Origin of the sequence: Nocardia concava NBRC 100430 (assembly GCF_000308815.1) — a bacterium.
In the GTDB taxonomy this organism is placed as follows: domain Bacteria; phylum Actinomycetota; class Actinomycetes; order Mycobacteriales; family Mycobacteriaceae; genus Nocardia; species Nocardia concava.
This window is the reverse complement of sequence record NZ_BAFX01000079.1, coordinates 1-21,905: the sequence shown is the minus strand read 5'-3', so window position 1 is coordinate 21,905 and position 21,905 is coordinate 1. Positions and strand designations below refer to the sequence as shown.

Genomic DNA, 21,905 nt, shown 5'->3' with positions numbered 1-21,905 from the left:
CATACCGCCCTCGGGCATCCCGGAGCGGGAACGGACGCCAGCTGTTGCGGGCCGCGCACCGCGTTCAACCGTCGGCGGCTCGAGCGCCGAATGACCTCGAGCGGCGGATCGATCTAGTCGGCCGGGATGATGTTGTATCCGTCGGGCGTGGCGATGATGTCGGTGACGGGGCCCTTGGGGCGGCCGCAGCGGCGGTCGCAGCCGGACCAGTGTTGGCGGCCGGCGGCGACGATATCTTCGGCGTCGAGGGCCTCGCGGGGGAATTGGGGTGCGCCGGTGGGGATTACGCGGCCCGAGTCGACGGCGGCGGTCGCGTCGGCGCGGACGTCGGTGAGGGATTTGGCGCAACCGGGCATGCCCGCGCAGGCGCTGACCAGGAGCCAGGGGGAGTTGGCATCGAAGATCAGGCCCATGGGGGCGAGGACCCGGACCACCTGTTCCGCGGTCCATTCGTCGAGGTCGGTGAGGACGACGCTGCGCCACGGGGTGACGAAGAGGGGGCGTTCGACGGCGGCGAGGAATTCGGCGGTGCGGGCGGGGAGAGAGCCGAGGCGCACGCCCGCACCGAGGGCCACATTGCCGTCGTCCTGGCTCAGCCAGCCGATCGGAATGTCCTGGCGCGGAGCGAGTTCGAGGGGTTCGCCATTGGCGGTCAGGTCGGAGCGGGAGGTCAGCACATGCTCGGTCACCCTGGCATTGCCGTCGGGGATCTCGTGCAGCCGCCACTGGCCGTCACGCAGTTCCAGGAACGCGTGGGCGGCGGCGAGCATCAGATCCACCGCCGCTGCGGGAGGCACACGCACCCCGGAGTCCTTGCCCGCCAACAGAAGTGCGTAGGTGTTCTCGTCGATCGCGTGGACGCCGATATCGCCGCCGAGTCCGCTGACATCGCCGCGCCCGTCGTCGAGGGTGAACAGCACCCGTCCGGGCAGTTCGGCCAACCGCGGGTTCGCCTGTAGTCCCTCGTCGAGCGCGGGCACCAGCGGATGCACGTCGGTCCAGCCGCCGACCCGGCCCGACAGGGGAGAGGCGATGATGTTCCGCACCCGCTCATGGGTGGCGCTGGGCAGCAGACCGGCCTCGGCGAGTCGCTCCCCGAGCGCCGCCGCATCCCGTACCTGCCGGAACTGCACATTGCCCCGCGAGGTGAGTTCGATATTGCCGTCACCCAGATCGACGGCCGCCGCGGCCAAGGCCTGCAGCTGCTCGGGGGAGAGCCGTCCACCGGGCACACGGATACGAGCGAGGGGACCGTCGGCCGCTTGATGCAGGCGCAGCACCCCCGGGCAGGAATCGGGATCGGTTCGCGTCATGACGCTCCTCAGCCTACGGAGGATCCCGAGGTCGAGCACCCACCGGGGACTAGGTATCCAAATCTAGAGATATTGCGATCTACGCATGTATATCGGCATGTTCGAACCGACACCGAAAAGACGAGCCTCGACGAACCGCCGGTTGCGCTAAATGGAAGATCCCGGGGTGGTGGCCCCGGGATCTGGTTGGTGGGTCGGTCTGTTCGGTTGGCTAGTGGCGGGATTCGATGACCCTGGGTGCGCCGCGGCGGCGGGCGAAAGCGGGCGTGGCCCCCCAGGAGTCGTTGAGGAGGCTGGGGGCGTCGTGGTGTTCGACGTGGTCGCGGTGGATGGTGGTGGTCATGACCGTCAGGCCGAAGAGGACCGTGGCGGCGCAGATGATGCCCGAGATCATGGCCCACTGCGTATGACCGGAGCCGGCGGCCGTGAGGGCCATGGCCAGCGTTGCGAAGGCAACCAATGCGCAAAAGTATCCCGACCAGGCAGCAAAGCGGTTCCGCCTGACCCATCCTGGAGTGGTTGGCATACCGGCAGCATACTTTCGGACCGGTCGGTCTCCCAGGTCTGTGAGCGAGCCTTTGCCGCACTGTGATCCGGGCGGGTTACCGGTGTGGGGGAGGGCTCGCGATAGCATCGGCGAGCTCGTCGAACGGAAGAAACCGGTGCAATTCCGGTGCGGTCGCGCCACTGTGACAGTCAGACCTTCCGGCGGGCGCCGAACCATGCTGGGCGCGTCACCCTAGGAAGGCCGAAACCTGTGATCCTGCTGCTGTCCACCTCCGACACCGATCTGCTGAGCGCGCGCGCCAGCGGCGCCGACTACCGGCTCGCCAATCCCGCGCGCCTGCTGCCGGAGGACCTGCCCGGCCTCCTCGAGGGCGCGGAGCTGGTGATCGTGCGCATCCTGGGCGGCAAGCGGGCCTGGGAAACGGGCCTGGAGACCGTGCGCGCCAGCGGAATTCCGCTGGTCGCCCTCGGCGGCGAGATCGCCCCCGACGCCGAGCTCATGGAGTGCTCGACCGTGCCGGGCGGCGTGGCCGCGGACGCGCACAACTACCTGGCGGCGGGCGGACCGCGAAACCTGCTGCAGCTGCACAACTTCCTCTCCGACACGGTGCTGCTCACCGGGCACGGCTTCGAACCGCCGGTGGAGATGCCGAGCTGGGGTGAGCTGGAACGCGATTCGCGCCCGGTCGCCGCGGACGCCCCGACCGTGGCGGTCGTGTACTACCGCGCCCAGCACCTGGCCGGGAACACCGGCTACATCGACGCGCTGTGCGGGGCCATCGAGGACAAGGGCGCGCGGGCGCTGCCGGTGTACTGCGCCTCGCTGCGCACCGCCGAACCCGAACTGCTGGCGGAACTGCGCAAGGCCGATGCGCTCGTGGTGACCGTGCTGGCCGCCGGTGGCACCAAGCCCGCCACCGCGTCGGCGGGCGGCGATGACGAGGCCTGGGACGTGGGCGCGCTCGCCGATCTGGATGTGCCGATTCTGCAGGGCCTGTGCCTGACCAGCGGTCGCGAGCAGTGGGAGGCCAATGACGACGGCCTGTCCCCGCTGGATGTGGCCACCCAGGTGGCGGTGCCGGAATTCGACGGGCGCATCATCACGGTGCCGTTCTCGTTCAAGGAGTTCGACGCCGACGGCCTGTCGACCTATGTCCCCGACGCCGAGCGCGCGGCCCGGGTCGCGGGCATCGCGGTGCGCTACGCGCTGCTGCGCCACATTCCGGCCGCGCAGAAGAAGATCGCCCTGGTGCTGTCGGCGTATCCGACCAGGCACGCCCGCATTGGCAACGCGGTCGGCCTGGACACCCCGGCCAGTGCGATCAAGCTGCTCACCGAGATGCGTTCGGCTGGTTACGATCTGGGCGCCGAGGGGGAGATCCCCGGCCTGGCGCAGGGTGACGGTGACGCCCTGATCCACGCGCTCATCGCCGCGGGCGGTCAGGATCCGGACTGGCTGAGCGCGGAACAGCTGGAGGGCAACCCGATTCGTATCGGCGCCGACCTCTACACGCAATGGTTCGAGACGCTGCCGGAGGATCTGCGCGAGGCCGTGATCGAGGCGTGGGGTCCGCCGCCGGGCGAGCTCTACGTCGACCGCTCCGCCGACCCCAAGGGCGAAATCGTCATCGCCGCACTGCGTTTCGGCAATGTGGTGCTGATCGTGCAGCCCCCGCGCGGCTTCGGTGAGAACCCGGTCGCCATCTACCACGACCCGGATCTGCCGCCGAGCCACCACTATCTGGCCGCCTACCGCTGGCTGGCCGCGGCGGAGGGCTTCGCCGCCGACGCCGTGGTGCACCTGGGCAAGCACGGCAACCTGGAGTGGCTGCCCGGCAAGACCCTCGGCATGTCGGCGTCGTGTGGCACCGATGCCGCGCTGGGGGATCTGCCGCTGATCTACCCGTTCCTGGTCAACGATCCGGGTGAGGGCACCCAGGCCAAGCGCCGCGCCCACGCCACCCTGGTCGACCACCTCATCCCGCCCATGGCGCGTGCCGAAACCTACGGTGACATCTCGCGTCTGGAGCAGCTGCTCGACGAGCACGCCAATATCTCCGCGCTCGACCCCGCGAAGCTGCCCGCCATCCGCCAGCAGATCTGGACGCTCATGCGCGCGGCCAAGATGGACCACGATCTGGGCCTGACCGAACGGCCCGACGAAGAGGTCTTCGACGACATGCTGCTGCATGTCGACGGCTGGCTGTGCGAGATCAAGGACGTGCAGATCCGCGACGGATTGCACGTGCTCGGCCAGGCGCCCGAGGGTGAGGCCGAGGTCGATCTGGTGCTGGCCATGCTGCGCGCCCGGCAGCTCTGGGGCGGCGAGGTCAATGTGCCCGGTCTGCGAGAAGCGCTGGGGCTCAGCGAAGCCGGGGACGAGGCCCGCGAGCGCGTCGATGCCTTCGAGCGGCTGGCGCGCGAACTGGTCGCGGCCATGCAGGAGGTCGACTGGGATGTCGACTCCATCGACGCCGTCACCGAGGCGATGCTCAGCGGCGAACTGGCCCGGGCGGCCGGAATCACCGACACCGCAACGCCTTTGGTCGAGGTTCGCAAGGTGCTCGGCTTCGCGGCCACCGAGGTGGTGCCGCGGCTGCGCCAGACCGGCGTCGAGATCGCGCGTATCCTGCACGCCCTCAACGGCGGTTTCATCCCGGCCGGGCCCAGCGGCTCCCCGCTGCGCGGCCTGATCAACGTGCTGCCGACCGGCCGCAACTTCTACTCCGTCGATCCCAAGGCGGTGCCGTCGCGGCTGGCATGGGAAACCGGTCAGGCCATGGCGGATTCGCTGCTCGAGCGGTACCTGGCCGATCACGGCGAGTACCCGCGCTCGGTGGGCCTGTCGGTGTGGGGCACCTCGGCCATGCGCACCTCCGGCGACGATATCGCCGAGGTGTTCGCACTCCTGGGTGTGCGGCCGGTGTGGGACGAGGCCAGCCGCCGCGTCACCCGCCTCGAGGCCATCTCGCTCGAGGAGCTGGGTCGGCCGCGCATCGACGTGACCGTGCGCATCAGCGGCTTCTTCCGCGACGCCTTCCCGCACGTGCTCGCCCTGCTCGACGACGCGGTCCGCCTGGTCGCCGAACTCGACGAGCCCGCCGAATCCAACTACGTGCGCGCCCACGCCCAGGCCGACCTGGCCGAGCACGGTGACGAACGCCGCGCCACCACAAGGATTTTCGGCTCCAAGCCGGGCACCTACGGCGCGGGCCTGCTGCAGCTCATCGACTCCAAGAGCTGGCGCACCGACGACGATCTCGCGCAGGTGTACACCGCCTGGGGCGGTTTCGCGTACGGCCGCGATCTCGACGGCGCACCCGCCGCCGACGACATGCGCACCGCGTACCGGCGAATCGCGGTGGCGGCCAAGAACACCGACACCCGCGAGCACGATATCGCCGACTCCGACGACTACTTCCAGTACCACGGCGGCATGGTCGCCGCGGTGCGCGCGCTGACGGGGAAGAACCCGGAGGCCTACATCGGCGACAGCACCCGCCCGGACCACGTGCGCACCCGCACCCTGTCCGAGGAGACCACCCGGGTGTTCCGGGCCCGCGTGGTGAACCCGCGCTGGCTCGAGGCCATGCGCCGGCACGGCTACAAGGGCGCGTTCGAGATGGCCGCCACCGTCGACTATCTCTTCGGCTACGACGCCACCACCAATGTGGTCGCCGACTGGATGTACGAAAAGCTCGCCGAATCGTATGTATTCGACGAGACCAACCGGAAGTTCATGGAACAGTCGAATCCCTGGGCGCTGCACGGTATTGCGGAGCGGTTGCTGGAGGCTGCGGAGCGGAAACTCTGGGAGCAGCCCGAGAGCGAGACCCTCGATCGGCTGCGGCAGATCTATCTGGAGACCGAAGGCGAACTGGAGTAAGCGAATTCGACCGGTCGGATGGCCGGTGGCGGCGTGTCGGGGTGACGCACAGGACAAGGGCGGACAACCCCGGCACCTGGGTCTTCCCTGCTCATGTCCTTAAGAGGATCATAAGAATCGTCCCGGCGTCGTACTCGGGGAGGCGACGGGTCACCCGTCGAGGTTCCAATAGCCTTGGCGGGATCGATAATTCGATGTGGAATTCCCCGATTCGCCGCGCTATCGCGTCCGCGAATTCGAGTTGCAGTGTTCCGGCGTGTCCCACGGATTCGCCTGCTCGGCCCTGCGGTGAATCGGCTCTTCGATTGCAGGGAACCATTATGAGAATTGCCAAAATCGCCGCTACCGCTTTACTTTCCGTCGCCGCCCTGTGTGTCGCCACGGTGACCGCACACGGTGAACCCGTCCTCGCCACGCCCGGTATCACCGGCAGCGATCAGGGCGTGAACTACTCCGTCGCCCTCGCACCGGACCGCAGCGCCGTCACCACCACCCTCGCCGCGGGCCACTTCGAGCTCGCCGGCGCGGCGGTGAACGTGATCGCGCCCTCGGGCGAGATCATCGGATCGCTACCGCTGGTCTACCAGGCCGCCGACCGCGTCCTGACCGTCGTCCCCGACCTGAGCGCGGGCGGCACCGAATTGACCGTGCGGCCCAGCAATCCCGCCGATCTGGCCACCCCGACCGCCGAGGTGGTGGCGCTGCAGAATGTCGCCAATGCCGGATCGATCGTGGCCGGCGCGCTCATCGGCTGCGTGGTCGGCGCGGTGATCGGATTCTTCTTCTTCGTGGTCGGCGCCATCGTCGGCTGCTTCGTCGGAGGCATCCTCGGCGCGGTCATCGCCGGCGATCAGCCGTAACCCGGAAGGAACACGCTGCCGCCGCCGGACCGGTCCCCGTCGGTTCGGCGGCTCGCGCTGCGTGATAATGGTTGCGGCGTGCGCGAAAACCGTTATGCCGGAGCGATTTCGATGCCGATGGTGCCGGTGTCGCCGCGCCGCAGCTTGCTCAGCGTGATGCTCACCCAGCCCAGGATCCCGTAGCGGCGCTTGATCAGATCCCGCGCCCGTTCCGAGCCCGGGGCATCGAGGATCAAGGCCGAACCCTTCAGCAGCTCGCCGTGGGTCTTGCCCCGGAAATCGCACGGCTGCACCGTCACCTCGGGATTGCGCCGGATGCGCTTGACCTTCCAGCTGTCGGTGACCGTCCAGACATAGAGACGACCCCCGTCGAGAGCGGCCCATACCGGCGTCCCCACCGGGGTTCCGTCCTTCTTGAAGGTGGTCAGCTGTACATAGTTCGCCTTGCCCAACGGCTCGAACGTATTGTCCACGCCCGCAGCCTATCCGCTGAACGGCCGTGACGCCGATCACGCGCCGAGCCATAGGCGCGGACCCGCCTCGTCTCCGTACCTTGGGTTTCGAACCCGATCGGCAAGGAGGCGCACGATGGCGGCTGTTTCGATTCCGGTGCTCTGGGGTGGCGATCTGCCCGAGACCCTCGACTTCTACCGCACGCTTGGCTACAAGGTCACCTACGAGATGACCCGTCCCTATATCTACGGAATGGTCGAACGCGCCGGCTTCCAATTGCACTTCGGCCCGACGCCGAAGGGGATGACGAGTGGCGAGGAAGCCCACATCAGCTGCCTGGTCATCGTCGAGGAGGTCGAGGCCTGGCACGCCGAGTTCAAGGCCGCCCTGCGGGCCCGCTACGGCAGGGTGCCCGCGAAGGGCGCCCCGCGGATCACCCGGTTCCGTCCCGGCCAGACCCGGTTCACGGTCGTGGACCCGGTCGGCAATACCGTCATCTACGTCCAGCCCGACGAGCCCGACCCCGAATACGGCGGCTCCAAGCAACTCGAGGGGCTGGCGCGGGTGCTCGACAATGCCCGTATCTACCGCGATTCCAAGCTCGACGACGCCACCGCCACCCGCGTCCTCGAAACCGGGCTGCGCCGCTTCGCCGCCACGGCCCCACTGCTCGACCAGGCGCGGGCGCTGGCCATGCTGGCCGAAATCGCCGCCGTGGCAGGCGATTCCGACCGGGTGACCGAACTGCGGGCACGGATCGAGGCCCTGGGGCTCACCGCGGACGACCGAGCCGCGCTCGAGGAGGACCTGCGCGCGGTCACCGACGCAGGCGAGTGATCAGACCGGCTGCGCGCCCACCATGCGCAGCGCCAGGGCGGCGTAGTCCGCGCCGATCTGGTTCGGGGTGCGGCGGTAGTCGGGGGAGTACCAGCGGGCGGTGTCCACGCACAGCGACATGAGAGCCAGCGTGGTGGCGTGGGTGTCGGCGACGTCGAAGACCTTGTCGGCCACACCCTGAGCGACCAGATCGCGGACCAGACGGTGGATCGCGATCTGGATGTCGATCACCTCGGCCCGATGCTCGTCGGTCAGGTCGGTGAGGTGGTGCAGCACCACCTTCACCGACGCCGCGTGCTCGGCGTGCCACACCGTGAGGTCGCGCACAACCGCGGTGAGATGGTCGGCCGGGCTGCCCGGCGCGGCGGCCGCGGCGGTGGCGACCTGCTGGGTCAGGCGCATCGAGGACAGCGAAATGCGGTAGAGCACTTCCTCTTTGGAGCCGAAGTGCACGTACAGGCCCGCGGGGCTGAGCCCGGCGCGGGCCGCGATATCGCGGGTGGTGGTGGCGTGGAAGCCGCGTTCGGAGAAGGCGTCGATGGCGGCCAGGAAGATGCGGCGCTGGCCTTCCGGAAAGCGGCGCTGGGACAGTTCGAGATGCGCCACCGCGGCGGTGTCGCGCCCGCCGTTCTCGGCGCCCGGCGCCACGTCGTCGTTACCCATCGAATGAGTATCTCCCAGTGAATGTTTCACCCGAGCACCGGCCGGGCCCGAGGGCGGCCCGGCCGGTGCGGCGCACCGGATCGGGTTGGAGGCGCGGGATCCGGTGCGCCGGGCCGGGTGGCTACTTGGCAGGCGCGGGCGGGGTGAAGGGCGCGTTGATGGTGGTGAAGTACTGCACGGCGGCGGCGATGACGGCCGGCGCGGTCACGAACAGCTGCCCGGCGATGGTGCCCAGGAAGCCGACGGTCGCCGCGCCGAGCACGCACCCGCCGAGCGGGCCGAGGCCGAACAGGGTGGCCAGCACGCCGGTGGCGACCAGGCCCACGCCCGCGCCCACGACGCAGCCCACCGCCGCGCCGCCGAGGCCGCCGACCAGGGTGCCGACGGTCGCGCCCATGGTGATGGTTTGGGCCAGTCGGTTCCAGGCGGCCTGCTCCCGGTCGTACTGGGTCTTCCACGGGGCCTGATCCTCGTAGGGCAGGGACACCGGCTTGTAGACCGCGTGCGCCTCATCGAATTGCGGGGTCAGGGTGGCGACGTGGTCGTTGACCTGGGCGGCGACGGGAAAGACGAAATCGTCCACGCGGAAGGACAGTTCGGTGCCCGCGACCACGGTGCCGTCGGCGCCCTTGATCGTGAAGACACCGTTGTCGACGCCCATCGAGCCGATATCGGTGCGGATCGTCATGGTGCCGTCCTCGGCGGTGTTGGCGACGTAGTTCACCGGGGACTGGGCGGCGGGGGCGGCATTGGCCGTCCCGCATCCGATGACGGCCGAGCCGATCAACAGGGCGGAGGTGGCGGCGATTTTCCTCATCTGGGTCCTTCACGAGCCTGCACCTGGCGGGCCAGGTGTTCACCGAACGAGCCGGAACTGACGTCGTGGACTGACGTGGTTCCGGTCACATGTACGCTAAGCGGGCGCTTAGTCCGGCGAGACGTTAGCTGGATCACAGCGCTGTGGTCAAGCCCACATCTGAAAATGCGTCGTCTTGGAAGGGAGTTACGTCGATCAGGGCGGCCGCCCGACCTTCGGCAAGGTGCTCGCCCGAGCAGCTCGGACCGGGAAATCCCGGTCCGCGAGACCGGGGCGGGGGATCCGCCGATCGTCCGCGCAGTATCGTGCGTCGATCCCCGCCACGCGGCCGAGCGCGGAAACCCGATGTGTCGTCCGGGTTTCCGCGCTCAGGCCGATATCACGCCGCGCGGGTGAGGACCTGTGGGCCGGACTCGGTGATGGCGATGGTGTGTTCGGAGTGGGCGGTGCGGGAGCCGTCGGCCGAGCGCAGCGTCCAGCCGTCGGGGTCGGTGATGATGCGGTCGGTGGTGCGCGCGAACCAGGGTTCCACGGCGATGGTGAGTCCCGGGCGCAGGCGGAAGCCGCGGCCCGCGCGGCCGCTGTTGGGGACGTGCGGGTCCTCGTGCATGGTGCGGCCCAGGCCGTGGCCGCCGAATTCGGTATTGATCGGGTAGCCGCCCGCGCGCGCGACCGCGGCGATGGCCGCGGACAGATCGCCGATGGTGTTGCCCGCCTGGGCGACCGCGATGGCCGCGTCCAGGGCCTCCTCGGTGGCGCGGACCAGGCGCGCGTCCTCGGGGTCCGGGGTGCCGATGATGGTGGTGACGGCCGAATCGGCGACCCAGCCGTCGATGCTCACCGCGAGATCCATGCTCAGCACATCGCCGTCGCGCAGGGTGTAGTCGAACGGGAGTCCGTGCAGCACGGCGTCATTGACCGACAGACAGATGGTGTTGCGGAAAGGGCCGCGGCCGAAGGAGGGGGAGTAGTCCCAGTAGCAGGAGACCGCGCCGCGCTGGCGGATGCGTTCGCGGACCACGGCTTCCAGTTCGAGGAGATTCACCCCGATCTGTGCCTTCTCCCGTAGTTCGCTCAGCACCTCGGCCACGAATCCGCCGGTGACCCGCATGCTTTCGATCTCGGCCGGGCTCTTGAGCTCCACCATGACAACCTCCCTCAATTGGTATTTTAATACCACCGTAGCCGGTTGCGGTATTTAAATACCAACCGTAGGGTGGCGGGCATGGTTCGACTGCCGCTCACGCCCGCCCAGCTCGAGGCCGGCCGCCGCCTGGGTTCCGCGCTGCGGGCCGCGCGCGCGAACCGGGACCTGATGGAAGTGGCCGAGAGCGCGGGCATCTCGCCGGAGACACTGCGCAAGATCGAGTCGGGGCGGCTGCCGACCCCGGCGTTCGGGACCGTCGTGGCGCTCTCGCGCGCCCTCGGTATTCCGCTCGACGATCTGGCCGATGTCTGGCAGCCGAGCCGGGAACACCGCTCGGCCTCCTGACCGCGATCAGTCGACGGTCAGCTCAACCGGCACCGCGATGACATCGACCATCGCGCCGTTGCGCAGCACCGTCACCGGCAGCGATCGGCCGATGGCGTCGGCGAACAATTGCCGCTGAATGCCCTGCGCATCCCGGATTTCCGCGCGCGCCACGCTGAGCACCAGGTCTCCGCGGCGCAGTCCGGCGCGTTCGGCCGGGCCGCCGCGCACCACCTCCACGATGCGCAGTCCGGCATCCTGGCCGGTGCGCTCGGCCACCGCGCTGGGCAACGGCGCGGGCACCCCGACCACACCGAGATAGGCGCGGCGGACCCGGCCCTCGGTGAGTAGGGTGCTGACGATGCGGCGGGTGGTGGCATTGATCGGAATCGCCAGGCCCAGGCCGATTCCCGCGACCGCGGTATTGATTCCCACCACGCGTCCGGCCGAATCCGCCAGCGCCCCACCGGAATTGCCGGGGTTGAGGGCGGCGTCGGTCTGGATCACGTCCTCGATGACGCGGGCGGTGCGGCGATTGCCGACCGGCACCGACCGGCCCAGCGCGCTCACCACGCCCGCGGTGACCGATCCGGCCAGTCCCAGCGGGCTGCCGACCGCGACCACCAGCTGGCCGACCACCAGGCGGTCCGCATCACCGAGGACCGCCGCGGCCGGTGCCCCGCCGCGGGCCCGCAGTACCGCCAGATCCGAGAGCGGATCCACGCCCACCACATCGAATTTCGATTCCAGCCCGTCGGCGAACACCACGGTCCCGCCGCTGGACTCGCCCACTACGTGGGCATTGGTGAGCAGGAAACCGTCGCCGGTGAACACCACCGCCGAACCGCCGCCGCGGCGGGTCTGCACGCTGGCCACGTGCGGTGTCACCGATTTGGCGACCGCGATCACGGTGCGCGAGTAGGAGTCCAGGGCCGCGGCGTCGGGAACGCCGAAGCCGGGCTGAGCGACCGGCTCGGCGGCATCCGCGTTCTCGTCCATCGGCCAGAGGGCAGCTTCGTCGTCCATGACGACCACCATCCGATTACATGATTACGTTGCGATGAAACCAGGATGCGCGCGGTACGACCCCCGCGACAACCGGTTCGCCGACAGCGCAACCCGATTCAGCGGATCGTGTACTTCAGGTGCGTGACGCGGGAGCCGGGGGTGACCTCCGGATCCTCGAGCAGCACCGGTGCGTCGGCGAGCTCACCGAACAGCGGAACGCCACCGCCCAGCAACACCGGCACCAGATCGACCCAGACCTCGTCGAGCAGACCCGCGTCCAGGCACTGGCGTGCGACATCGCCGCCGCTGACCCCGACCATCTTCTCGCCCGCGATCCCGCGCGCGACCTCGACGGCCTCCTTCACACCGCCGGTCACGAAGGTGAACGGCGAGTCGGGATGCTCGGCGATCCACTCCTCGGGCACGGTGTGGGTGACGACCACGATCGGCTTATCGGCCGGATGGGTGCCGCCCCACCCGTTGGTGAGCGTGAACAGCCGCTTGCCGACGATGTACACGCCGACGCTGTCGAGCCACGCCTTCAGGTAGGCGGCGTCGTCGGCGGTCAGATTGAACGGGATTTCGGGATGGGTGCTGGCGATCGGGACATCGCCACTCTGATACCAGGCGAACAGGTGCTCGAATCCGGTTTCGCCGGGTCCGGCGATGAATCCGTCGACGGACATGCTCGCGCCGGTGACTACTTTGCTCATTGCTCTACTCCTTCAGCGATGGAACGAGAAGCGGCGGGAATTGCCGTCTCTGCGAGGTAGTCGGAGCCGTTATCGAGCAATCATCGTTGTTGGCGAAGGAATTTTCCCGGGGAACCGAGTCTTAGGTCGCTTGGCTGACCGAGGACATGTGGAAGTCGGGGATTCGCAAGGGGGGCATGGCGGTTCGGGTGAACCAGTCCTTCCATTCGCGGGGGAGGGTGATCTCGGTGCGGCCGGCTTCGGAGACTCGGCGCAGCAGGTCGAGGGGGCTCTCGTTGAAGCGGAAGTTGTTGACGGCGGCGGTGACTTCGCCGTTCTCGACGAGGTAGACGCCGTCTCGGGTGAGGCCGGTCAGCAGCAGGGTGGCGGGGTCGACCTCGCGGATGTACCAGAGGCAGGTCAGCAGCAGGCCGCGTTCGGTGCGGGCGATCATGTCCGGGAGGGTGGCGTCGGTGCCACCGGTCATGAGCAGGTTCTCGCCGGGAAGGGTGACGGGGGCGTCGAATTCGGCGGCGGTGGCGCGGGGATAGACCAGGGATTCGATGACGCCGGAGCCGATCCAGTCGGTGCGCCGCGCGGTCAGGCCGTTGTCGAAGACCGACAGCGATTCCGAGGAGGACGGGGTCGCCACGAACGGGCGGTACTCCAGGCCCGCGGCGCTCGGGTCGGAGTAGAGGGTGAGCGGAATCTCGGTGAGCCGCTCGCCGATTCGGGTGCCGCCCTTGCGGGAGAAGGCGGTGTGGCCCTCGTGCGCGCCGCGGCCCTCCATGGACCAGGCCATGTAGATCATGAGATCGGCCACCGCCGAAGGGGGAAGCAGGGTTTCGTAGCGGCCCGCGGGCAGATCCACGCGGCGCTTGCCCCAGTCCAGGCGGCGGGAGAGTTCGGCGAGCAGGCCGGGGGTGTCGACGTCGCTGAAATCGGTGGTGCCGGTGCCCACCCAGGCGCTGGCCAGTTCCGCGCCCTCGCCACGCTTGCCGTTGATCTCGACCGAACCGGTCGGCTGAACCCAGCGTCGCCGCACACCGGTGGAGGTGCCCAGCCAGGTGGAGTGCATCTGGTGGTGGGCGAAACCGTAGAGGCGGTCGGCGCCGTCGAAGCCGGCGGCGAGATCGCTTGCCAGGGTGGTGAAGACACCGATATCGGTGGTGCCCGGTGCACCGGACCAGTCCAGCCCGCGGTCGGGGGTGTCGGCGGCGTCCGGCTCGAGCAGCGGCATGGCGTCGCGCGCGGGTTCGGCGGTGCGCGCGGCCTCCTCGCTGGCGCGCACCACGGCCTCGATATCGGCGGGGTCCACGCTGGTGGAACTCACGCTGCCGACGCGCGCGGCGTTCGGCCCGTCGCGGAACACCGAGACCACCGCCCAGTCCCGGGCGACCGAGGAACCGTTGGTGGTCATGGAGTTTCCGGCCCAGCGCAGCGACGCCTCGTGCGCGTCGGTGACGATCACCACGGCCTCGTCGGCGCGGGAGGCGCGCAGCGCGCGTTCGACGACCTCGGGGGCGGGGAGCACACTCACCGTTGTCGGTCCTTTCGTGGAGAAGATGCTGTCCGGCCCTGCTCTTACTGTCCGGCCTCGGCGCGGGTATTGAGAATATTGATGCCGCGCACCAGCACCGACGGGCAGCCGTGCGAGACCGCCGCCACCTGGCCGGGTTGCGCCTTGCCGCAGTTGAACGCGCCGCCGAGCACCCAGGTCGAGGGCCCGCCGACGGCCTCCATCGAACCCCAGAAGTCGGTGGTGGTGGCCTGGTAGGCGACATCGCGCAGCTGCCCGGCCAATTCGCCGTTGCGGATGCGGAAGAAACGCTGACCGGTGAACTGGAAGTTGTAGCGCTGCATATCGATCGACCACGACTTGTCGCCGACGATGTAGATGCCGTTCTCGACGCGCGAGATCAGGTCCGCGGTGCTGGTGTCGCGCACCGGATCCGGTTGCAGCGACACATTGGCCATGCGCTGGATCGGCACGTGGTGCGCGGAGTCGGCGTAGGAGCAGCCGTTGGAGCGTTCGAGTCCCAAGCGGGGCGCGAAGACTCGATCCAGCTGGTAGCCGACGAGAATGCCGTCGCGCACCAGATCCCAGCGCTGCCCGGCCACGCCCTCGTCGTCCCAGCCGACGCTGGCCAGGCCGTGCTCCTGGGTGCGGTCGCCGGTCACATGCATGATCGGGGTGCCGTACTTCAGGGTGCCGAGCTTGTCGGGCGTGGCAAAGGAGGTTCCGGCGTAGGCGGATTCGTAGCCGATGGCGCGGTCGTATTCGGTGGCGTGGCCGATGGATTCGTGGATGGTCAGCCACAGGTTGGTCGGGTCGATGACCAGGTCGGTGGGCCCGGCCGTCACGCTGGGGGCCTTCACCTTCTCGGCCAGCCACTCCGGGATCTGCGCGAGTTCGCCTGCCCAGTCCCAGGTTCCGTCCGCGCCGGTCACGTACTCCCAGCCGCGCCCGGCCGGGGCGGCGAGGGTGCGCATGGTCTCGAACACGCCCGCCGCCGGGTCGACGGTGATCGCCTCGAGCTGCGGGTGCAGCCGGACCCGCTGCTGGGTGATGCGGGAGCCGAAAGTGTCGGCGTAGAAGGTCTGTTCCTTGACCTGCAGCACCGACGCCGTCACGTGATCGACGCCGTCGGCGGCCTTCAAACGCTCCGAATAGTCCAGCAGCAGCGCCACTTTCTCCGGTGTCGGCACGGAGAACGGATCGACGTCATAGGGCGAGACGTGTTCCACGCCGTCGTAGCGCGGCTCGGCGGCCAGCTCGACCCGCTCGCGATTGAGCGCGCGCAGCGTGCTCGCGACCGTGACCGCCCGGCGCGCCACCTCGGCGGCGGTGTCGGTGGTCAGGTCGGCGTGCGAGGCGAAACCCCAGGTGCCGTCGACGATCACGCGCACCGCGAACCCGAGATCGATACTGTCCGACACCGATTCGACACGACCGTCGCGCAACCTGATGGACTGCTGCACAAGTCGATGCACGCGCAGGTCGGCGTACTCGGCCCCGGCCGCGCGGGCCGCGCTCAACGCGGCGTCGGCGAGCGCGGACAACGGCAGCGCACGGAACTGGTCGTCCACGACAGCGGTAGCGATGCTCACCCGCACCACGCTAGAGGGCGACACGCCGCAGCGACAAGATTCGACTCACCCCGCAGGAAATATCAGACCCCGCAAACGTGCATACGCTGCAACAATGCGTGAAGTGCCAACGCGCACACGGTGAAACGGCACGCACAACGGCTGGACATGCCACGTTTTGCTGACCGGATGCCGTACTGTCTGCCCGCGTGCCGCCATCCGCACTCCGCGATCGCAAACGGGAACGCACCCGCCGAGCCCTGCTCGAAGCCGCCGTCGAACAGTTCGAGAGCCGAGGATACGAGGCGACCACCGTCGCCGATATCGCGGCCGCCGCCGAAGTCGGCACCAGAACGTTCTTCAACTACTTCGCCAGCAAGGAGGAACTACTGTTCCCCGAGCCGGACGAACGTGTGCAGGCCGCCGTGCGCGCCATCGCCACCCGCCGGCCCGGGGAACGCCCCGTCGAGGTGCTGCTGCGCGCCCTGCGCGCCGCCGGTGACAATCCCGGCGACCACCTCGGCGACACCCTCGCCGCGCGGATCGCCGTACTGCGCGCGCAGGTTTCGCGCACCGTGCCCGCGGTCAGCGGGCGCGCCGCCTACGCGCAGCTGGCCTCCCAGCAGGAGATCGCGCGGCAATTGCGTACCGCCTTCCCCGAGGAACTCGACGATGTCGGGGCGGCCGCGCTGGTGGGTGCGGTCGTCGGGGCGGTGTCGGGTGCGCTGACCGTGCTGTTCCAGCGGCCCGGGCTCGCCGAGGACGGTGAAGCGCTGCAACGCAAGATCCAGGAGACCACCTCGAAGGTGCTGGCGCCGTGGCTGTCCCAGCCCGCGCCGGAACCGCGCGAACTGCCCGGCGAGCAAACACAATTGCTGCCCGATGTCCCGCTACGCCCGGAGCCGGAAGCCTTCCGCCCGATCGGGACGGTGCATCGGCTGACCTCGGAGTCCGCGCCGCGCTCACCCTTCGAACGCGCCCTGCCCGTCATCCACCGCCAGCCCGAGGACGCTCGCGTCTGACCTGCTAGCCGAACTGTTGCCAGCCCAGACGGATGACCATGGCGATGACGACGACCAGCAGGACGGCGCGGACGAAGCCCGCGCCCTTCGCCAGCGCCATGCGTGAACCGACCACGGACCCGGCCACATTCGCGACCGCCATGGACAGGCCCAATGCCCACAGCACGTGGCCGGTGCTCGCCAGATATATCAGCGAGCCCAGGTTGGAGCCGCAGTTGATGACCTTGGCCATGGCCGCCGCGCGGACGAATTCGGTGCCGAGCAGGGTGGCGAAGGTGATGATCAGGAAGGTGCCGGTGCCCGGGCCGAGGATGCCGTCGTAGAGGCCGATCAGGCCCGCGGCCAGGGCCACGACCAGGATCGTCTTGCGGCGGGTCGGGGGATGGGTGGCCATGGTGACGCCGACCGAGGGGCGCAGGGTCACGAAGATCGCCACGCCGACGAGCACGACCATGACGATCGGGACGAAGAACTTCTTGTCGATCAACGCGACCGCCGCCGACCCGCAGGCGGCGGCGATCGCGGCGATGAGCGCACCGGGGATCAGCACCTTCCAGCGCATCGGCACCTTGCGGGCGAAGGTGATGACCGCCGCGCTGGTGCCGGAGAAGGCGGCGATCTTGTTGGTGCCCAAGGCCGTCTGCGGAGCCAGACCGGGAAGCACCACGAACAGCGTCGGCAACACGATCAACCCCCCGCCGCCGACCACCGCATCGACCCAACCGGCCGCCGTCGCCGCGGTCAGCAAGACCGCCCAGTCCGCAAGGCTCACAGACAGACCCAACCAGAGGCGGCCGCACAAGATCAAACCGGAGATCGCGGAGCGGGTCGTGCGGAGCGAAGGCCGCGGCGTGCGCCGCAGTGCGGGAGGGCCGGGTGAAAGCGCCGGGACCGTAGGGTGGTCAGGTGCGCCGGTTCAGTTTGTGGCTGCGTGGCAAGCCCCTCATCACCGATACGATCCTGGCCCTGCTGCTGCTCGGCATCGACGTGCTGTCGGTGGGCAACAGCAGCTCCAAGGTGACCTATCTGGTGTTCAGCGTGCTGCTGGTGGTGCCGATCGTGTTCCGCCGCACCCACACCTGGGCCGCGGCGGTGGGTGCGGTGCTGCTGTCGATCGCCGCCTCGATGGTGCACGGAGCGGTCGGCGACACCTCGGTGCATCCGGCGCTGCTGGGATTGGGCATCATGCTCTACACGCTGGTCGCCTATGTCGGCCGCCGCCAAGGGCTGATCTATCTTGGCATCCTCATCCTCGACAGCCTCATCTCGGCCGCCGCGATCGGGAAACCGAGCGGCACCGACATCGCCTTCACCGCACTCTTCTACGCCCTGTGCTGGACCCTGGCCGAATTCGTGGGCGCCCGCCACGCCTACGACGCCGAGGTCGCCGCCCGCCTGGCCGTCGCCGACTACGACCGCGAACGCCGCGCCCACGACGCGGTCGCCGCCGAACGCACCCGCATCGCCCGCGAACTCCACGACGTCGTCGCCCACGCGGTCAGCGTCATCATCGTCCAGGCCGACGGCGCACGCTACGCCCTGCGCCACGACCCCGACACCGCCGAAAAGGCACTGTCCACCATCGCCGGCACCGGCCGCGACGCCCTGCGCGAACTACGCCGCACCGTCGAGTTGCTGCGCACCGAGCATGCGCCCGAAGAACTTCCGCAGCACGGCACCGCGGGCATCGCCAAGGTGGTCGACATGATGCGCAGCGCAGGCCTGAACATCTCCCTCGAACTCGCCGGCGAACTCGACACCGTCACCCCCGAGGTCAGCCTCGGCATCCACCGCATCGTCCAGGAATCGCTCACCAACACCCTCCGCCACGCCGGCCCCGACCCCCGCGCCGTCGTCACCGTCACCCGCCGCGACACCGACGTCCTGCTCGACATCACCGACTCCGGTCGGACGGCGCTGACCCCGGCCGCGACCGGCGGCCACTGCGGTCACGGGACCGGCGGCCACCGCATTACCGGTGGCGGACACGGCGTCGTCGGTGCGGGCGGATCCAGCGGAAACAGCGGCGGCACAATCAAACCGGCGCCCGCCGCGCCGGGCCCGGCCGAACCGCGCATCCCGGGCAGCGGTCTCGGCCTGGTCGGCATGCGCGAGCGCATCGCCGTCCTCGGTGGCACGCTGTCGGCGGGCCGAAACGTCCACGGCGGCTGGACAGTTCGGGCAACGATCCCGCTCGATCGCGGCGCGATGGAGTAAGCGCCTGGAGACCGACGATGGGCCTATTCCTACACAAACCCTCGCCGGACCCCGCCAATTGCGGTGCGTTTGTGTAGGAATAGGCCCATTTGGGAGCGCCGCCACAGCGACCTCGACCGGCCTGGACACGCAGCGCCCCCGGCTCGCGTGCGGCAACGCTCCTCGACGTGGTCGAAGCCGGTGGTTTGAGGTCCGACCGCGCGCACCGGATAGGTTAGGTGGGTGCCGATCACCGTTCTCGTTGTCGATGACCAGGAGCTCATGCGCGCAGGGTTGCGGATGGTGCTCGGAGCGCATCCCGATATCGAGGTGGTGGGGGAGGCCGATAACGGGGCGGCCGCGATTGCGCGGGCCGGGGAGTTGCGGCCGGATGTGGTGTTGATGGATGTGCGGATGCCGGTGACCGACGGGGTGACCGCGACGGCGCGGATCATCGAATCCGGGTGTGGGAGCCGGGTTCTGGTGATGACGACCTTCGATCTGGATGAGCATGCGCTGGGGGCGTTGCGGGCGGGGGCGAGCGGGTTCCTGCTCAAGGACACGCCTCCGGAGGATTTGATCTCCGCGATTCGCAGTGTGGCGGCGGGGGATGCGGTGGTGTCGCCGAAGGTCACCAAGCGGCTGCTGGACCGGCTGATCGCCGAGGATCCGGCCGCGGGGCGCGATCCGAAGGTGCTCGACGTGCTCACCGCCCGCGAGCGCGAGGTGCTCGAGCATATCGCCGCCGGGCGCTCCAATGCCGAGATCGCCGGGGCGCTGTTCCTATCGGAGGCGACGGTGAAGACTCATGTCGGGCGCGTCCTCACCAAACTCGGCCTGCGCGACCGGGTTCAGGCCGTGGTGCTGGCCTACGAAACCGGGCTGGTGCGGCCGGGGAGCGCCTGAGCGATGCGACCGGCGCGGCGCAGCGATGTGGCCGGAGGCCGCGGAGCGGTGTGACCGGGACCGCATCCGGGAGAAAATCCGGCCATCCGTGCGTTGCACAGGTAGATCGATCGAAAGGATCGCCCGATGCCCGCCCTGCTGTTCCTCGCGTACTTCGTCGCCGAGATCGCCACCCTCGTCGTGGTCGGCCACTTCATCGGCGTGTTCCCCACCATCCTGCTGCTCCTGGCCGGTTCGGCCGTGGGCCTGGTGCTGGTGCGCTCGCAGGGCCGGCGCGTCTTCCAGAACTTCCGCCGCGCCGCCCGCGGTGAACTCGAACCCAGCACCGCCGTCGCCGACGGCGCCCTCGTCGCGACCGGCGCCGTCCTCATGTTCGTCCCCGGCCTGCTCACCACCGCCCTCGGCCTGCTGGCCCTGCTCCCCTTCACCCGCTTCGCCTTCCGCCCCCTGGTGGCCGCCTTCGCCGCCCGCCGCCTGAGCCGCGTCGCCACCGCCGTCGGCCCCTACGGCTACCGCAATGTCGTCATCGACCCCGACGGCGAGGTCATCGACGCCACCGTCGTCACCGAGTACTACGACGACGGCCAGGGCAACGGCTACAAAATGATCGACCCCCGCTGAGCCGCAAAGCTTTTCCTCACCCCGGTGCCCGCGGCCCCAGAGCCGTTCGCGCACCGGGGTGATCACGTTCTCGACCAGCCGGCACGACGGTGTGTGAAGCCCTCGCCGGGCAGTCGAGCACGTGGCGCGGGTGGCCGTCATACCTACCGTCGTCCAGCCGCGGACGTCCTTTCATGTCCAGGGCTAGAGGTCGAAGCGGGCACGGAGAGCCATGCGGACGTTCTCGAGGGTGGCCGGGTCGAGCATGCCGATCTTCTGTATGAATTGGGAGGCGGCGAAGGTGCCCAGCCAGAAGACCGCGACCGCCGCATTGGTGTCGGCGATCGGAACGGTCAGCAGCGCACGGGGATTGGGGGCATCACCGACGGGGATGATCAGGGAGACCGCGATGAGCCCGCCGCGCACGACGTGCGGGACCGAGTCGAGGACCACGACCGTGTGGACCTGATCGCGGACACCGCGCAACCGCCAGATCTCGCCCTGAATGTTGGGGACGTCAGTCATCGCCGGCCCATGCCGCGCGGGAGGCGGCCTCGGCGGCCTCCAGGAACGCCTCGGCTTCGGGATCCGGTGTCAGGGCGGCCAGTTCCTCGGCGACGAGCATGCGACGGGCCGCGCGGTAGAGAAAGTCCGAGACGTTCGGCTGCTGCTTGATCAATTCCGTGACGCGATCATCGGGCAGCGAAACGGAGATTTTCATCCCACCACGGTAGCACTCTGGTAGCACCGGCGGGAGGGCTTGCCGGTTGCCGACGGGATCGGCACGTCGGGCAGGATGGGGAGCCGTGAGTACCCAGTTGCTTGTCGGCGGTCGGATCTACAGTTCGAGCAATCCCGATGCGACGGCCATGGCCGTCAGCGACGGGACCGTGGTGTGGGTGGGGTTGGATACGCCGGGGCGGGCGTTGCATCCGGATGCTGAGGTCATCGAATTGGACGGGGCATTCGTCGCACCCGGATTCGTGGATCCGCACGTGCACGTCACCGCGCTGGGATTGAAGCTCACGGGACTCGATCTGGCGCAGGCCGACTCTCTCGCCGGGTGCTTGGACGCGGTGCGCGCGTACGCGGCCGCACATCCCGACGGGGTCGTACTCGGTGAGGGCTGGGACGAGACACGCTGGGCCGAAGGACGAGCGCCGACCGTCGAGGAGATCGATGCGGCCGCGCCGGGGCGGCAGGTGTATCTGGCTCGGGTGGACGCACATTCGGCTGTGGCGTCGACCGCGTTGCTCGATGAGGTGGCCGGGATTACCGAAGCGGTGGGGTTCACTCGCGGGGAACCGCTGCGGGCGGATGCCCATCATCGGGTGCGTGGCGCGGCGCTCGGGGCGCTCTCGCGGGTCCAGCGGGATGCGGCGCGGACCGCGGCATTGGATTCGGCGGCCGCGAATGGTGTTGTGGCCGTGCACGAATGCGCCGGACCTGAGATCTCGGGTGCGGAGGATGTGCGCGAACTGCTCGAGTTCGCGCATGGGGTCGAGGTGCGCGCCTACTGGGGGCAGGCCGTGCGGACCGCCGACGAGGCCCGCACCTTGGTCAAGGAACTGGGCGTGCACGCGC

22 protein-coding genes are annotated in these 21,905 nt (G+C 69.2%); 9 read left to right on the top strand and 13 right to left on the bottom strand.

Going from position 1 to position 21,905, the window contains the following annotated elements; translation table 11 throughout:
- Window positions 1–113: 113 nt before the first annotated feature.
- Entirely contained in the window at window positions 114–1,313 is a 1,200-nt protein-coding gene (gene cobG / locus ON43_RS17870; RefSeq protein ID WP_040808890.1) for a precorrin-3B synthase, read from the bottom strand.
- A gap of 211 nt (window positions 1,314–1,524) precedes the next feature.
- Window positions 1,525–1,773 carry a hypothetical protein gene (locus ON43_RS42570; RefSeq protein WP_157514092.1) on the bottom strand — a complete coding sequence of 83 codons (249 nt, stop codon included), beginning with the start codon at window positions 1,771–1,773 and terminating at the stop codon, window positions 1,525–1,527.
- Between the two features lie 297 nt (window positions 1,774–2,070).
- Here ON43_RS42570 and cobN point away from each other — a divergent pair, with 297 nt between their 5' ends.
- Window positions 2,071–5,706, top strand: coding sequence for a cobaltochelatase subunit CobN (gene cobN / locus ON43_RS17860; RefSeq protein WP_040808888.1), 3,636 nt, complete (start codon window positions 2,071–2,073; stop codon window positions 5,704–5,706).
- 320 nt (window positions 5,707–6,026) lie between these two features.
- Window positions 6,027–6,566, top strand: a complete 540-nt coding sequence (locus tag ON43_RS17855; protein WP_040808887.1) for a DUF8020 domain-containing protein — start codon at window positions 6,027–6,029, stop codon at window positions 6,564–6,566.
- 92 nt (window positions 6,567–6,658) lie between these two features.
- Here the strand turns inward: ON43_RS17855 and ON43_RS17850 are convergent, their stop codons facing one another.
- Window positions 6,659–7,039 (bottom strand): PPOX class F420-dependent oxidoreductase, encoded by a 381-nt coding sequence (locus tag ON43_RS17850; RefSeq protein WP_040808885.1) that lies wholly within the window; start codon window positions 7,037–7,039, stop codon window positions 6,659–6,661.
- A 115-nt stretch (window positions 7,040–7,154) separates the two neighbouring features.
- Between ON43_RS17850 and ON43_RS17845 the strand changes: the two genes are divergently transcribed.
- Complete coding sequence (locus tag ON43_RS17845) at window positions 7,155–7,856, top strand: DUF8817 family protein (protein WP_040808883.1); 702 nt, start codon at window positions 7,155–7,157, stop codon at window positions 7,854–7,856.
- On the opposite strand, the gene ON43_RS17840 is transcribed toward ON43_RS17845, so the two are convergent.
- The 3 genes from ON43_RS17840 to map all read right to left on the bottom strand — a co-directional run bounded on the left by ON43_RS17840 (window position 7,857) and on the right by map (window position 10,483).
- Window positions 7,857–8,519 carry a TetR/AcrR family transcriptional regulator gene (locus tag ON43_RS17840; protein ID WP_063712575.1) on the bottom strand — a complete coding sequence of 221 codons (663 nt, stop codon included), beginning with the start codon at window positions 8,517–8,519 and terminating at the stop codon, window positions 7,857–7,859. It abuts the gene before it with no gap.
- A 121-nt stretch (window positions 8,520–8,640) separates the two neighbouring features.
- On the bottom strand, window positions 8,641–9,336 hold the full coding sequence (locus tag ON43_RS17835) for a DUF8020 domain-containing protein (protein WP_040808882.1): 696 nt from the start codon (window positions 9,334–9,336) through the stop codon (window positions 8,641–8,643).
- Window positions 9,337–9,715: 379 nt separating this feature from the next.
- Complete coding sequence (gene map, locus ON43_RS17830) at window positions 9,716–10,483, bottom strand: type I methionyl aminopeptidase (protein WP_040808880.1); 768 nt, start codon at window positions 10,481–10,483, stop codon at window positions 9,716–9,718.
- 78 nt (window positions 10,484–10,561) lie between these two features.
- Between map and ON43_RS17825 the strand changes: the two genes are divergently transcribed.
- Window positions 10,562–10,828: a helix-turn-helix transcriptional regulator gene (locus ON43_RS17825; RefSeq protein WP_040808933.1), complete on the top strand. Its 267-nt coding sequence runs from the start codon at window positions 10,562–10,564 to the stop codon at window positions 10,826–10,828.
- 6 nt (window positions 10,829–10,834) lie between these two features.
- Here ON43_RS17825 and ON43_RS17820 read toward each other — a convergent pair whose 3' ends face one another.
- The 4 genes from ON43_RS17820 to ON43_RS17805 all read right to left on the bottom strand — a co-directional run bounded on the left by ON43_RS17820 (window position 10,835) and on the right by ON43_RS17805 (window position 15,618).
- A complete protein-coding gene (locus tag ON43_RS17820; RefSeq protein ID WP_051178616.1) occupies window positions 10,835–11,806 on the bottom strand; it encodes a S1C family serine protease in 972 nt (323 codons plus the stop codon).
- A gap of 125 nt (window positions 11,807–11,931) precedes the next feature.
- Window positions 11,932–12,528, bottom strand: a complete 597-nt coding sequence (locus tag ON43_RS17815) for a dihydrofolate reductase family protein (RefSeq protein WP_040808878.1) — start codon at window positions 12,526–12,528, stop codon at window positions 11,932–11,934.
- A gap of 121 nt (window positions 12,529–12,649) precedes the next feature.
- Entirely contained in the window at window positions 12,650–14,041 is a 1,392-nt protein-coding gene (locus ON43_RS17810; protein WP_040808929.1) for a TldD/PmbA family protein, read from the bottom strand.
- A 50-nt stretch (window positions 14,042–14,091) separates the two neighbouring features.
- Entirely contained in the window at window positions 14,092–15,618 is a 1,527-nt protein-coding gene (locus ON43_RS17805) for a TldD/PmbA family protein (RefSeq protein WP_373283455.1), read from the bottom strand.
- Between the two features lie 188 nt (window positions 15,619–15,806).
- Between ON43_RS17805 and ON43_RS17800 the strand changes: the two genes are divergently transcribed.
- Window positions 15,807–16,619 (top strand): TetR/AcrR family transcriptional regulator, encoded by an 813-nt coding sequence (locus tag ON43_RS17800; protein WP_083913504.1) that lies wholly within the window; start codon window positions 15,807–15,809, stop codon window positions 16,617–16,619.
- Window positions 16,620–16,623: 4 nt separating this feature from the next.
- Here the strand turns inward: ON43_RS17800 and ON43_RS17795 are convergent, their stop codons facing one another.
- Window positions 16,624–17,391: a TSUP family transporter gene (locus ON43_RS17795; protein WP_040808874.1), complete on the bottom strand. Its 768-nt coding sequence runs from the start codon at window positions 17,389–17,391 to the stop codon at window positions 16,624–16,626.
- 134 nt (window positions 17,392–17,525) lie between these two features.
- Between ON43_RS17795 and ON43_RS17790 the strand changes: the two genes are divergently transcribed.
- The 3 genes from ON43_RS17790 (at window position 17,526) to ON43_RS17780 (ending at window position 20,342) form a co-directional block, all read left to right on the top strand.
- Window positions 17,526–18,836 (top strand): sensor histidine kinase, encoded by a 1,311-nt coding sequence (locus tag ON43_RS17790; protein ID WP_040808873.1) that lies wholly within the window; start codon window positions 17,526–17,528, stop codon window positions 18,834–18,836.
- A gap of 222 nt (window positions 18,837–19,058) precedes the next feature.
- Window positions 19,059–19,721: a response regulator gene (locus ON43_RS17785; protein WP_040808871.1), complete on the top strand. Its 663-nt coding sequence runs from the start codon at window positions 19,059–19,061 to the stop codon at window positions 19,719–19,721.
- A 126-nt stretch (window positions 19,722–19,847) separates the two neighbouring features.
- On the top strand, window positions 19,848–20,342 hold the full coding sequence (locus ON43_RS17780; protein ID WP_040808869.1) for an FxsA family protein: 495 nt from the start codon (window positions 19,848–19,850) through the stop codon (window positions 20,340–20,342).
- A 183-nt stretch (window positions 20,343–20,525) separates the two neighbouring features.
- Here ON43_RS17780 and ON43_RS17775 read toward each other — a convergent pair whose 3' ends face one another.
- Both ON43_RS17775 and ON43_RS17770 read right to left on the bottom strand, forming a co-directional pair.
- Complete coding sequence (locus tag ON43_RS17775) at window positions 20,526–20,846, bottom strand: hypothetical protein (RefSeq protein ID WP_040808867.1); 321 nt, start codon at window positions 20,844–20,846, stop codon at window positions 20,526–20,528.
- On the bottom strand, window positions 20,839–21,042 hold the full coding sequence (locus ON43_RS17770; protein ID WP_040808865.1) for a hypothetical protein: 204 nt from the start codon (window positions 21,040–21,042) through the stop codon (window positions 20,839–20,841). Before ON43_RS17770 ends, ON43_RS17775 begins: the two co-directional genes overlap by 8 nt.
- Before the next feature lie 85 nt (window positions 21,043–21,127).
- Here ON43_RS17770 and ON43_RS17765 point away from each other — a divergent pair.
- A partial coding sequence (locus ON43_RS17765; protein ID WP_040808926.1) for an amidohydrolase family protein occupies window positions 21,128–21,905 on the top strand: 778 nt, incomplete at its 3' end.

Excerpts from the sequence above, each read along its gene's own strand:
- ON43_RS17820 (WP_051178616.1), bottom strand. The coding sequence starts at position 11,806 with ATGGACGAGAACGCGGATGCCGCCGAGCCGGTCGCTCAGCCCGGCTTC.
- ON43_RS17855 (WP_040808887.1), top strand. The coding sequence starts at position 6,027 with ATGAGAATTGCCAAAATCGCCGCTACCGCTTTACTTTCCGTCGCCGCC.
- ON43_RS17775 (WP_040808867.1), bottom strand. The coding sequence starts at position 20,846 with ATGACTGACGTCCCCAACATTCAGGGCGAGATCTGGCGGTTGCGCGGT.
- ON43_RS17815 (WP_040808878.1), bottom strand. The coding sequence starts at position 12,528 with ATGAGCAAAGTAGTCACCGGCGCGAGCATGTCCGTCGACGGATTCATC.
- map (WP_040808880.1), bottom strand. The coding sequence starts at position 10,483 with ATGGTGGAGCTCAAGAGCCCGGCCGAGATCGAAAGCATGCGGGTCACC.
- ON43_RS17845 (WP_040808883.1), top strand. The coding sequence starts at position 7,155 with ATGGCGGCTGTTTCGATTCCGGTGCTCTGGGGTGGCGATCTGCCCGAG.
- ON43_RS17770 (WP_040808865.1), bottom strand. The coding sequence starts at position 21,042 with ATGAAAATCTCCGTTTCGCTGCCCGATGATCGCGTCACGGAATTGATC.
- ON43_RS17825 (WP_040808933.1), top strand. The coding sequence starts at position 10,562 with ATGGTTCGACTGCCGCTCACGCCCGCCCAGCTCGAGGCCGGCCGCCGC.
- ON43_RS17840 (WP_063712575.1), bottom strand. The coding sequence starts at position 8,519 with ATGGGTAACGACGACGTGGCGCCGGGCGCCGAGAACGGCGGGCGCGAC.
- ON43_RS17835 (WP_040808882.1), bottom strand. The coding sequence starts at position 9,336 with ATGAGGAAAATCGCCGCCACCTCCGCCCTGTTGATCGGCTCGGCCGTC.
- ON43_RS17780 (WP_040808869.1), top strand. The coding sequence starts at position 19,848 with ATGCCCGCCCTGCTGTTCCTCGCGTACTTCGTCGCCGAGATCGCCACC.
- cobG (WP_040808890.1), bottom strand. The coding sequence starts at position 1,313 with ATGACGCGAACCGATCCCGATTCCTGCCCGGGGGTGCTGCGCCTGCAT.